Below are 12,011 nucleotides of genomic sequence, written 5' to 3'. Positions count from 1 at the left end.
CTCCTTCTATCAATGGCTAAGTTTTAGCTTTTGATTCATAAAAAGCGCTCCTAGTAATAGGGGCGCTTTTTGTTTGGAGTATCGCTCCATTATGAGGTCAAGAGGTAAGTAACTACCAATCGATCAATTGATGGGTGCATCTTGACCCAAACCATAAGATATCTTTTGAATAATATTTGGATACCTCTCCCACTTGGATTCTATATCTTCAATATTAATTGCTTTGCAAAGCTGAAAGATTTCAATCTTTTGAGATATGGGTCTGCCTAACTGTTTTTTAAAAAGCCTTTTCTTTGCTTTGGGAATAATTTTCTTTGCTTTAGGAATAACTATATAGCAAGGATAATCAGGAGCATTATTATATGCAAACAGGCCACGTTTTAAACAAAGTGAAAGGTCTGCCATTCGCAGCAAACTGAGTAAATACTGGTAGTGCATTCCACCTCAAAAGTCGCTTCAATTTGCTGAAATTATTTGCGGAACCAAATAACATCTATAAGTTGAAAATTTTTCTCAGTTTTCTATCAAGAAGTTAGGCAAGAATGTCTAAAAATGTAGGTCAATAATAGGGGTGTTCGAGCGATAGAGAAAATTAAATGTATTCATTATAATACAATAATTAATTGGGTCAAATCGGTGGAAAAATTTCTCCCCTAGGCTTACGAACCCGACGCAATTTCCCAGGTTGGAGAACTAGATGAATTACAAACATTTATGGGTTCAAAAAAACTTGCGTCTGCTTGTGGGCAGCAGTAGACCACTTCTAAGCAGGTATTTTAGGATGGGTTGTAGGAGACTATAGTGCCAAAACGTTTAAACCTTTATAATATTGTTGAGAAATGAAAATGCTATTTTTATGTAAGAGAGGGTTGGAAAGTTTATCCAATGTTTATTCCAGAGCGTGAGCAAATTGTCTGTAGTAAAAATTATATGACAAGAGTAGAAGATAAAAATACAAGACTCAGACATTATCGGGCTCGATTGAAGAGAAAAAATATTTGTTATTTTAAATCCGCATAAATGCTCAAACATTCAATTTGTTTACTAATTCACAATCTTCAAATTCGAGGACGTTCCCATGCAATATTCAAGTAATTATTTATATCCTCTGATTTGAACCCTATTCGACCTGCTTCCGTCAGCGGTCAGAGCCAAATCATACCTCTGTTCACCAACGCCCAAATTTACTTATCTCTAGACTGAATGTAAAATAATTATCTACTGTCAGCTTTTCCCAAACCTTAAATTCACATGAACATCCGCATCGGCAACGGCTACGACATTCACTGCTTAGTTCCAGAACGCCCCCTCATCCTCGGCGGCGTGCACATTCCCCACGAATTAGGCTTATTAGGACACAGCGACGCCGACGTGCTCACCCACGCTATCATGGACGCTATGCTGGGAGCTCTCAGCTTAGGAGATATCGGTCTGTATTTCCCGCCAACTGACCCGAAATGGAAAGGTGCTGATAGTCTCGTATTGCTGGCACAAGTCAATCAGTTAATATTAGATAAAGGCTGGGAAATCGGCAATATTGATTCGGTGGTGGTGGCGGAACGTCCAAAGCTGAAACCGTATATTGAGCAAATGCGCGATCGGCTTTCTGCTGTTCTACAATTAAAACCCGACCAAATCGGCATCAAAGCTACTACAAACGAAAAGTTAGGGCCGGTGGGGAGAGAAGAAGGAATTGCAGCATATGCTGTAGTTTTAGTATCCAAAAATTAAAAAAGTGGTTTGATAGTAGAAGTAGAATTTACTTAAACTTATACGCTAGGAAGGCTGAAACCATGCAAACTGAAACCTTGGAAGTAGAATTACCCATAGATGCGGATATTATCGCGTTGGATAAGGACGATCGCATAGTCGTACTAATCGAGGTCAAAATTAATCAAGCTAAAGAAAAGGCAGCCCAACAAAGGATTGCCGATGGCGCGCTCCAACAAATAAAACATTTCCTCTCAAAACTCTCCGAAAAAAATGTGGTAATTCCTTATGCTATGATTGTCAATCTCGAAGAAATTCTCGTTTTAAAATGGGACGGCACTGTTTTGTCTGAAGCTGTTTTATCGTTAAAAACGGCTGACATCCTTCACTATTATGACTCAAAATTAGGCGAGCAGCGGATATTTGTGCCATACCTAACTAGGCTGATTGAAGCATGGTTGCGTGACTTAGCTTATAATTGGAAGTCTGAGATTCCACCAGCATCGGAACAGATAGCAGCAATCGGTTTGCTGCCGTTGCTAGCAGGTGGAACAACAAAGTTAGAGGTAAAAATTGGTGGCAATTTTATATATAGAAACTAACTTTTTGATGAGTATTGCTACAGGGCGCGATCCTGATGCCAATAACTTGTTACTGAGTGTACCAACATTAGTCCGCATTGCCATACCTGCTATTTGCTGCATGGAAGCTCTCTCGGCTTTAGAAGACGAGATCAAGCGCCGCAACCGTTTTGCAGATGAACAGAAAAAACAAATTAGCCAGCTCAAGCGCGATCTTACTTCGCCTTATGCTAAGTCTCTTTTATTCCATATAGAAGAGTCTTTGAATGAAAATGAAGGATTGCTCAATAATATTAAAGTACGCCTTTTTGAGGCTCTTGAATTATTGGTTGACAATGTGGAGATGATGGAAGTAACAGCAGATACATTGCGAGAAAGCTTGAATACAGTTTTTATTGAAGAAGACCCGACAGACAATTTGATTCTCCACTGCATCTTGAATCACGCACACTTACACGCTCATGAAGTCAAGGTATTTTTGAGCAATAATACAAAAAAATTTAGTGTACAAGAAGTTCGAGAGGCTTTGCGGGAAGTAGGGATAACCGAGTCTTTTTCACGCACTAAAGACTTTCTCGGTTGGTTACAATCTCAGTCATAGTTGCACACAGGTGGTATAGTAAAAAGTTATGAAAATTTCTATGATGCTACATTCAAGACTGCGCTGGCTGGCGATCTTACTGGCGGCAATTGCCACTATAACTCTGTCTGCGTGCACTCCAGCCCGATCGACTTTAGCAAACAGACTCATCGTTCCCACCCCCAGCGGCCCGGGCACCTTCAACTACCCGCTAAATCAATCTGCTTATAGCGTGTTCGGCTATATGTACGAGGGGTTGATCAACGAAAACGGCTTGACATCGGAACTAGAACCAGGTTTAGCCCAGTCGTGGAAAGTTTCTAAAGATGGCAAAAAGGTTGTCTTCACCCTCCGAGAGGGTTTGAAATGGTCTGACGGCGAACCGATGACTACGGATGACATTATCTTTAGCTATGAAAAGATTTATTTCAATGACAAAATCCCTAGCGGTTTGAAAGATACTCTGAGGGTGGGGATGAGTCGCCAATTCCCAAAACTCAAAAAAATTGACAGCCGCCGCATAGAATTTTCAGTTGCAGAACCCTTTGCTCCATTTATTAGATATGCTGGGGGAATCCCAATTTTACCAGCTCATATTTTACAGGAAGCTGTCGAAAATACAGATGCAGACGGCAAGCCTAAATTCCTGACTACTTGGGACACGGATACTGACCCTAAAAAAATTGTCGGCAACGGTCAATACCGAATGCTAAGTTATACTCCTAACCAGCGCGTTGTTTTGGAAAAAAATCCGTATTTTTGGCGCAAAGATGCACAGGGAAATCCTCAACCTTACATCCAGCAAATTGTTTGGCAAATTATCGAAAATAGTGACAATCAACTGCTGAATTTTAGATCGGGCGATTTGGATACTTTGGACGTGCAACCGGAAGTGTTTCCGCTGCTGAAACGGGAGGAAAAACGTGGCAAATATACGGTCTTCAACGGTGGCCCGGATACTGGTAGCGTCTTTATGTGTTTCAATCTAAATAAGGGCCACAATCCTCAAAATCAGCCGTTTGTAGACCCAATGAAGTCTCGGTGGTTCGCGAGTAAGGAATTTAGGCAGGCGATCGCCTATGGCATCAACCGATCCGCCATGACTAACAATATCTATCGCGGACTTGGGGCACCGCTGCATTCCCCAATTCCGGCGCAAAGTCAATTCTACTTGTCTCCTGAACAGGGATTGAAAACTTACAGTTACGATGTGCAAAAAGCCAACCAGTTACTATCAAGTGCTGGGTTCAAGTATAAGGATAAGAATAATAGTAACAAGGAATTGTTGGATGCTGAGGGCAACAAAGTGCGGTTTACTTTGTTAATCGCTGCGGGGAAGAAAGTGCGGGAACAAATGGCAACCCAAATTAAGCAAGATTTGGGCGCACTGGGGATGCAAATTGATACGCAGTTCCTGAGTTTTAACACTTATGTGGAAAAGCTGCGTTTGACTAAAGATTGGGATACTTACCTCGGTGGTTTTACGGGAGGTACTGAACCCCATAGTGGTTACAATATTTGGTCGGTTAACGGGACTTTGCACAGTTTCAACCAGGGCCCGCAAGCCGGAGAACCGCCGATTAAGGGTTGGGAAGTGTACGATTGGGAGCAGAAAATCGATGACCTTTACGTGAAGGCTTCCCAGGAGCTTGATGAGGCGAAGCGCAAGGAACTTTATGGGGAGACGCAGCAGATTATAGCAGAACAAGTGCCGTTTATCTATATGGTGAATCCGCTGACTTTTGAGGCGGTGCGCGATCGCATTTCGGGAATTCGCTACAGTGCTCTCGGCGGTGCTTTCTGGAATTTGTACGAGCTGAAAATAACAGAATAGTTATTAGTCAGAAAGGAAGCAGTCAGCAGTCAAATTCATCAGTGATTAATTAATGGAACCTGAAATTTTACAGAAGTTACTCGAATCTGTGGCGGCCGGCGATGTGAGTCCGATCGCAGCTTTAGACAAATTAAAGTATTTTGACTTTGAACAAGTGGGGGATTTTGCAAAAATTGACCACCACCGCACTTTAAGAACCGGTTTTCCTGAAGTAATCTGGGGCCCAGGGAAAACCCCAGACCAAATTGTTGAGATAATCGAGGCGATGCGCGGGCGAAATCCTGCAGTGATGGCGACGCGAATTGAACCGGAAGTTTTCGAGCAATTGCAGCAAAAAATACCCGATTTGTACTACTACCAAAAAGCTCGAATTTGTGCAATTTCTGGTAATTTTCCAACTCCGCAGCATCCAGGTATTGTGACTATTATCAGTGCGGGAACGGCGGATTTGCCTGTAGCGGAAGAGGCGGCAGTTACTGCGGAACTTTGCGGTTTTCAGGTGCGACGTTTGTGGGATGTCGGAGTTGCCGGCATTCATCGCTTGCTGAGCAACCGACACGTTATTGCCGGTGCTGATGTGTTGATTGCGGTTGCGGGTATGGAAGGTGCTTTGGCGAGTGTGGTTGCGGGTTTGGCAGATTGTCCGGTGATTGCTGTCCCGACGAGTGTGGGTTACGGCGCGAGTTTTGGGGGGATTGCTCCTCTTTTAACTATGCTCAATTCTTGTGCGGCTGGTGTGGGTGTGGTGAATATTGATAACGGGTTTGGTGCGGCGATTTTGGCTTGTCAAATTCTGAGAACTGCTGGCAGAGTGGGGAGAAGGAAAGAGGGGGAGAATGGGACAGAGGGGGAATAGTTAGAAACCCCCTCTTGCTGACTCGGCAGTTGAAACCGCTCGCTCTGCAAGTCAAACTTTCGTCCACTCCCAGCGGACTAAAAAATACAGGCGGTATTATTAATGCCGGATTTGATATTACTTGTTGGCCAGCCAAATCGGATAAGCAGAAGAATCCGCAGCATTCAACTTTTGCGCCTGATAGCTCTTGCTAGTCCAAGTAGCAACTGTTTGGAGGCTTTCTGTCAAAGAACTTTCGCTGCCAAACGCTTCAAATCCCAAAGTCCACCACGCGCTGCCGTTAATGTTCAACTGAGTCAGTTCCACAGTGCAACCCTGGGGAATTGGGGCTTCCACAGGCACAGACATCAGGGAACCAGGGGCCGAAACTTGGTAAAGACGCTGCGCTCGCTTTTTCTTGACTCCCACCCACTTTCCTGTCGCCACAATATCCGCCGGTACCGGCGCCATCGTGTCGGCACATACCCACTTCAGCCACTTCTCGGCCTTGCCTTCCCAGCGGTTGGCGAACTGCATCGCCCCCAACTCTCCCTGCCGCCACTTTACCTCCAATGTTTTCCCGCGCAGCTTCACTCCCAAGTAGTCGCAGCCAGGTACTAGCAAATATATGTCTTCCCGCTCTTCGGGAGGCGAAAGATACCCGCCGAGACTGTCGCTTCCAAACCATTGAGCGATCGATTTTGGCAGCGCCCCGCTATAAAACCACCGCATTTCCAGACTGGCCCGCATAAATTTTTCCTCCGTTCCACAATTTTCGTCAAACCCAGACTGGATTTGCCACACACCATCGACTTTTGCGCCTCTCAACTCTATCCTCCCCCCTCCGGGGCTCAGAGTCTACTGTCCACTGTCATACCCTTCTAAATTTAGATTTTAGATTAAAGAATCGGGAAGGACTGATTCTATAAGGGTTTGGAGCTTGCCTACAGTTGCATTTTTTTGAGAAACTGCTGTCAGATCGAGGTCTTTAAAAAAAATTCTCACAATCCTTTACATATCTTCATCAGTCTGTTACATTTATTTACAGTACACCATAAGCAATTTAAGAAAAAAACATGACTAACAGAGGCTTAATGCTGGACGACCAAGGCAAAATGAACAATTTTGCGATCGAGCCGACAGTATACATCGATGACCAACCCCGCACCGGCTTCACTCCCTACGCAGAACGCTTAAACGGCCGCCTTGCCATGATTGGCTTTGTTTCTCTCTTGGCTTTAGAAGTTTCGACCAAGCACGGACTGATTAGCTGGCTGACTCACCTGTAATTATTTTGTTAAAAATTAAACTATATGGCTATGGCTCGCGGGCGGTACACAAACAGCGATCCATAGCTTAACTATTTTGAGGGGCAAGGTTTGGTGAGACAATTAAAATTAAATATTTTAGTGTTACCCTACCCGTAAAAAGAATGCTCAAACGAATTGCGGCAATACTTCTGGTGGTTCTAAGCCTCACCTTGAGCGGTTGTGTGTCTAAAGTCACCGGACTCAAAAGCTATGTTGATACTGGCGACGGCTATCAATTTCTCTATCCTAACGGCTGGCTGCCGATCGCGGTTTCTAATGGGCCAGATGTGGTGTTCCGCGATTTGATTCAGCAAACCGAGAACGTCAGCGTGGTAATCAGTCCAGTCGCCAAGGACAAAACTCTGGCGGATTTGGGAACGCCGACAGATGTGGGATACAAGCTCAGCAAAAGTGCGATCGCCCCAACTGATTCCGGCCGCGAAGCTGAATTAGTCAATGCTGAAGCTCGTGAATCGCGATCGAAAAACTATTACATTTTAGAATACGCCGTTAAGTTGCCAAACCAAGAACGGCACAACTTAGCGAGTGTAGCCGTCAGCCGCGGCAAACTTTTTACGCTTAACGTTTCCACTACTGAAGAACGCTGGCCCAAGGTAAAAGAAGCTTTTGAGAAAGTTGTTAAATCTTTCTCTGTTTATTAGATTAAAAAGTAGTTGGGAATGGGGAATAGGGCGCAGGGCATTGGGATGGGGAATAGTTTAGTTTATTTTTATTCCTTCTTACCTCTTCCTTCTTACCTCTTCCTTCTTACCTCTTCCTTCTTCCTTCTTAACTTATGAAAAATCCCACTTTTGTGTTAGCTTCAGCTTCCCCGGCGCGCCGTCGCCTGCTAGAAAATGCCGGCATTAAAGCTGTCATTTGCCCCAGCGACTTTGATGAAGGGCAAATACAAATGAGGGATGCCACTAAATTAGTGCAGGTTTTAGCAGAGGGAAAAGCTGAGGCTGTAGCTAAGTTTTTGCTGGCTAATTCTCACCCGCAAATCTCCTATCCCAAATCGTGTTTGGTGTTAGGATGCGATTCAATGTTGGTCATAGATGGCGAAATTCACGGCAAACCAAAGGATGCGGAAGAAGCAATCTCGCGCTGGCAGAAAATGCGCGGTAAGGTTGGCGAATTATATACGGGTCATGCTTTAATTGATACTAGATTCGATGACTTTGATCAGGCAATGAAGCGATCGCTCATTCGCTGTCAAGTTACAAAAGTTCATTTTGCGGAAGTTACCTCGCGCCAAATCGCAGCCTACGTCGCTACCGGAGAACCCCTCGCCTGTGCAGGCTGTTTTGCACTGGAAGGTAAAGGCGGCTTTTTTGTGGAACAAATCGAAGGATGTCACACGAATGTGATCGGTTTGAGCTTACCTCTGCTGCGACAAATGCTCACCGAAATGGGATATGATGTGGCGGATTTTTGGTCTTGAAATGCAGAACTTGGAAACGAATAAAATGGTTTTTAGTAAGGGCTTTAGTTCTCATAGAGGATTAAATTTCTTACTACAAACCTATGAGGATTATCCTAAAGCGATCGCTGCATCCGATAGAGATATAAACTGAAGTTTATCCGGCGAAACATCCTTCACCAAACCCAAGATATTGCCACTGCTAGCTTCCCGAATCACCGTCGCCTTAGTATTTAACACTCTAAAATCCGCAGTTCGAGGCTGTCCCGGGGGAAAAGGGCCACTGCTATCGTAATCTCTAGCATCACCAATTGTTAAAAACCTTTCGCTCAAAACAATATCATTTCGCGTCAATCCAGACGCCAATCCAATTACATCACCTTCAGCCGGATTGTAATCGAGAATAAAATCGGCAGGCACTTCATCTACATCAAAACTGCCGCTAGGAGGCGGTTGAAGCGAACCAATCTCCCCCGAAGTTGCTCCCACTTCTGTGCGGAGGACAAACAAATCTGCGCCTTCACTTCCCCAAAGTCTATCAATTCCAGCATCACCGATTAGAGTATCGTTTCCACTCTCTCCTACTAAAGCATCATTTCCTTTACCGCCGCGAATAAAGTCATTAGCCGTGCCTCCATAAACGTAGTCATCACCTTGATCTCCGCTGACAAAATCGCTGCCACATTCTCCATAAAGAATGTCAAAATCTTGGCCGCCACGAATAGTATCGCTGCCGCAACCTCCGATTAAAGTATCTGTGCCACTGTTACCGTTCATCAGTTCCGCACCACCTGAACCTCTGACAAAATCGTTGCCACCTAATGCCCGCAAACCTCCGGGAGTATTCCGCAGAATTCCATTTGCTAATTGAAATGCGTCGTCATTGGAAGTTAAGTCAAAAAATTTGGGGTCGCTGCCTGGATTTGGCAATGGCCCTGTGAGTAATTTGATGTTAGGGGGATCAGCAATAATTGGGTCTGAATTTTCAGCTAATGCTCTAATTTCTCCGAGATTTGTTTCTAACATCTGAGGTTTTTCTTTTTTTTATTGACTTGGTTGACATTCTGATTTTAACAAAGGTTCCAATTAACCAGGCTTGTGGAACGGGTGGCACCCCCGTCCCTGTTCTGCTTTCTTAGCAGCAGTCTGTACCGATTTGAGTTAGCCTAGGGCGATCGCCTCATCGGATACAGATGTAAACTGAAGTTGAGAAGGCGACACCTCTTTCACCAAACCCAAAATATTTCCCGTACTAGCTTCGCGAATCACCGTCGCCCTAGTATTTAGTATTTTAAAATCACCAGTTTGGATCGTCGGAGGATCGGGAAAAAAGCCGCGACTGTCAAACTCTCTGGCATCGCCAATTAGTAAAAACTTTTCGCTTAAAACAATATCATTTCGCGTCAATCCTCCAGCTAACCCGATCGTATCACCTTGAGCCGGATCGTAATCGAGGATAAAATCGGCAGGCACTATATCTACAAATATAGGAAAATTGCCCGTTGGACGCGGTATATCTGAACCAAAGGGCCGCGAAGTTGCTTCCGCTTCTCTGCGGAGGACAAATAAATCTGCATCTGCACCTCCCCAAAGTTTGTCAATTCCAGCATCACCAATCAGAGTATCGTTGCCACTGTTTCCTAGTAACCAGTCGTTCCCTTGACCGCCTCGAACAAAGTCATTTCCCGTGCCTCCCCAAGCGTAGTCAATGCCTTGGTTGCCATTGAGAACATCGTTACCGCATTCTCCGTAGAGGTAGTCAAAATCTTGAGCGCCACCGCGAATAGTATCGTCGCCACAACCTCCGATTAAAGTATCATTGCCACTATTCCCGTTCATCTGTTCGGCAGCATCTGAACCTCTGACAAAATCGTTGCCCGCTAAGGCGCGCAAACCTCCGGGAGTGTTGCGAAGAATTCCGGTTGCTAATTGAACTATATCGTCATTGGGAGCAAGGTCAAAAAAGTTGGGGTCGCTGGGATTTCGCAAAGGCCCTGTGAGCAATCTAATGTTTGGGGGAACGGGAATAATTGGGTCGGAGTCGTTAGCTAATGCTTTAAGTTCTGGGAGATTTGTTTCTAACATCTTAGATTTTTCCTTTTTTGATTGACTTGGTTGACATTCTGAGGTTAGCAAAGGTTCCAATTACAAACTCCCCGTGAATCTACGGTTGAAAAAATCAACTTACTGTCAAAATTGTTGGAGATTCTGATGCAACAAGCCTAACTTATTGACACCCGACTGCCCAAATCCGCAAATATTTTGAACTGTGCAGCAATAATTCTGGGGATCGCGTAATCTATTACCCGTCAGCAGTCAGCGTGGGAAAGCCAACAGACTGCCAAATGTCATCAAACCGTGAGTAAAGTCAGGAATCCTTAATATGCTAGACACTGCGATCGAATTTATTAAAGCCAGAGAAATCCTCGACTCCCGCGGCCGCCCCACCATTGAAGCGGAAGTTTACCTAGCTAACGGTGTTGTCGGGCTCGCACAAGTGCCCAGCGGCGCCTCTACAGGCTCTTTTGAAGCCCACGAACTCCGCGACGGCGACAACAAACGTTACGGCGGAAAAGGAGTCCTGAAAGCCGTCGCTAACGTTGAACACAAAATTGCCCCCGCTTTGGCGAATCTGGATGCGATCGACCAAGCGCTGGTAGACAAAACCATGATTGACTTGGACGGTTCCCCCAACAAATCCCACCTCGGCGCAAATGCCATTCTCGGAGTCTCCTTAGCCACAGCAAAGGCGGCAGCCGAGACTTTAGGACTCCCCCTTTACCGCTACTTGGGCGGGCCCTTAGCTAACGTTTTACCCGTGCCTTTGATGAACGTGATCAACGGGGGATCTCACGCTAACAATAATGTGGACATTCAAGAATTTATGATTGTCCCTGTGGGTGCGCCATCTTTTAAAGAAGCTTTACGCTGGGGTGCAGAGGTATTTGAATCCTTGAGTAAAGTCTTAAAAGCTGAGGGTTTGCTGACTGGTGTGGGTGATGAAGGCGGTTTTGCGCCTAATCTTAAATCCAATCAAGCAGCTTTGGATTTGTTGATTGCAGCTATTGAAAAAGCGGGCTACAAACCGGGTGAACAAGTTGCTTTGGCTTTGGATGTTGCTGCTAGCGAATTTTACAAAGATGGGCAGTACACTTACGACGGTGTGGCTCATTCGCCTGCAGAATTAATCGATTATTTGGATGGTTTGGCGAGTCAATATCCCATTATTTCCATTGAAGATGGTTTGCATGAAGACGATTGGGACAGTTGGGTAGCGCTGACGCAGAAAATGGGCAGCAAAGTTCAATTGGTGGGTGACGATTTGTTTGTTACTAATCGCACGCGGTTGCAAAAAGGGATTGATTTGAAAGCTAGCAATTCGATTTTGATTAAGCTGAATCAAATTGGTTCTTTAACGGAGACTTTGGATACGATCGACCTGGGCAAACGGAACAGCTATCGAGCCGTCATCAGCCACCGTTCCGGTGAAACTGAAGATACCACAATTGCCGATTTAGCGGTAGCGACTCGCGCCGGCCAAATCAAGACTGGTTCTTTGTGTCGCAGCGAACGGGTTGCCAAATACAACCGTTTGTTACGGATTGAGGATCAATTGGGCGATCGGGCAATTTATGCTGGGTCGATCGGTTACGGGCCGAAATAGCGATCGATAATCGGTAATTGGGCATGGGTAATTGGGCATGGGTAATTGGGAATCGGTTAATTTTTAATTTTCGT

The 12,011-nt window shown here is 45.0% G+C and carries 13 protein-coding genes and 1 pseudogene; 10 read left to right on the top strand and 4 right to left on the bottom strand.

What is annotated here, in order from left to right; genetic code table 11:
• Positions 1–123: 123 nt before the first annotated feature.
• Positions 124–405 (bottom strand): hypothetical protein, encoded by a 282-nt coding sequence (locus QUA40_RS17765; RefSeq protein WP_333128103.1) that lies wholly within the window; start codon positions 403–405, stop codon positions 124–126.
• Between the two features lie 114 nt (positions 406–519).
• Here QUA40_RS17765 and QUA40_RS17760 point away from each other — a divergent pair.
• The 6 genes and pseudogenes from QUA40_RS17760 to larB form a co-directional block, all read left to right on the top strand.
• Positions 520–1,117, top strand: a pseudogene (locus QUA40_RS17760) (IS1 family transposase); the annotation flags it as partial.
• A gap of 134 nt (positions 1,118–1,251) precedes the next feature.
• Positions 1,252–1,731 (top strand): 2-C-methyl-D-erythritol 2,4-cyclodiphosphate synthase, encoded by a 480-nt coding sequence (gene ispF / locus QUA40_RS17755; RefSeq protein ID WP_333128101.1) that lies wholly within the window; start codon positions 1,252–1,254, stop codon positions 1,729–1,731.
• Between the two features lie 62 nt (positions 1,732–1,793).
• Positions 1,794–2,312 (top strand): hypothetical protein, encoded by a 519-nt coding sequence (locus QUA40_RS17750; protein ID WP_333128099.1) that lies wholly within the window; start codon positions 1,794–1,796, stop codon positions 2,310–2,312.
• The gene (locus QUA40_RS17745; protein ID WP_333128097.1) at positions 2,287–2,892 is read left to right on the top strand and encodes a PIN domain-containing protein; all 606 of its coding nucleotides are present in this window, start codon (positions 2,287–2,289) and stop codon (positions 2,890–2,892) included. Before QUA40_RS17750 ends, QUA40_RS17745 begins: the two co-directional genes overlap by 26 nt.
• A gap of 40 nt (positions 2,893–2,932) precedes the next feature.
• Positions 2,933–4,705, top strand: a complete 1,773-nt coding sequence (locus QUA40_RS17740; RefSeq protein WP_333128107.1) for an ABC transporter substrate-binding protein — start codon at positions 2,933–2,935, stop codon at positions 4,703–4,705.
• A gap of 52 nt (positions 4,706–4,757) precedes the next feature.
• Complete coding sequence (gene larB, locus QUA40_RS17735; protein ID WP_333128095.1) at positions 4,758–5,561, top strand: nickel pincer cofactor biosynthesis protein LarB; 804 nt, start codon at positions 4,758–4,760, stop codon at positions 5,559–5,561.
• Between the two features lie 117 nt (positions 5,562–5,678).
• Here the strand turns inward: larB and QUA40_RS17730 are convergent, their stop codons facing one another.
• Positions 5,679–6,290: a hypothetical protein gene (locus QUA40_RS17730; protein WP_333128093.1), complete on the bottom strand. Its 612-nt coding sequence runs from the start codon at positions 6,288–6,290 to the stop codon at positions 5,679–5,681.
• A gap of 326 nt (positions 6,291–6,616) precedes the next feature.
• Here QUA40_RS17730 and QUA40_RS17725 point away from each other — a divergent pair, with 326 nt between their 5' ends.
• From QUA40_RS17725 to QUA40_RS17715, 3 genes are all read left to right on the top strand, one after another.
• Entirely contained in the window at positions 6,617–6,829 is a 213-nt protein-coding gene (locus QUA40_RS17725; RefSeq protein ID WP_333128091.1) for a high light inducible protein, read from the top strand.
• Between the two features lie 143 nt (positions 6,830–6,972).
• The gene (gene psbP / locus QUA40_RS17720) at positions 6,973–7,512 is read left to right on the top strand and encodes a photosystem II reaction center PsbP (protein ID WP_333128090.1); all 540 of its coding nucleotides are present in this window, start codon (positions 6,973–6,975) and stop codon (positions 7,510–7,512) included.
• Positions 7,513–7,646: 134 nt separating this feature from the next.
• Complete coding sequence (locus QUA40_RS17715; protein WP_333128088.1) at positions 7,647–8,294, top strand: nucleoside triphosphate pyrophosphatase; 648 nt, start codon at positions 7,647–7,649, stop codon at positions 8,292–8,294.
• A 90-nt stretch (positions 8,295–8,384) separates the two neighbouring features.
• Here QUA40_RS17715 and QUA40_RS17710 read toward each other — a convergent pair whose 3' ends face one another.
• Together QUA40_RS17710 and QUA40_RS17705 are read right to left on the bottom strand one after the other, a co-directional pair.
• Complete coding sequence (locus QUA40_RS17710) at positions 8,385–9,299, bottom strand: calcium-binding protein (RefSeq protein WP_333128085.1); 915 nt, start codon at positions 9,297–9,299, stop codon at positions 8,385–8,387.
• 135 nt (positions 9,300–9,434) lie between these two features.
• Positions 9,435–10,358, bottom strand: coding sequence for a calcium-binding protein (locus QUA40_RS17705; RefSeq protein WP_333128084.1), 924 nt, complete (start codon positions 10,356–10,358; stop codon positions 9,435–9,437).
• A 298-nt stretch (positions 10,359–10,656) separates the two neighbouring features.
• On the opposite strand from QUA40_RS17705, the gene eno reads away from it, so the two are divergent.
• Complete coding sequence (gene eno, locus QUA40_RS17700) at positions 10,657–11,937, top strand: phosphopyruvate hydratase (RefSeq protein ID WP_445301161.1); 1,281 nt, start codon at positions 10,657–10,659, stop codon at positions 11,935–11,937.
• Positions 11,938–12,011: the final 74 nt, after the last annotated feature.

Source organism: Microcoleus sp. Pol11C3, assembly GCF_036701485.1.
Classification (GTDB): domain Bacteria; phylum Cyanobacteriota; class Cyanobacteriia; order Cyanobacteriales; family Microcoleaceae; genus Microcoleus.
The sequence above is the reverse complement of the archived record's forward strand: the minus strand, read 5'-3'. Positions and strand labels throughout refer to the sequence as shown.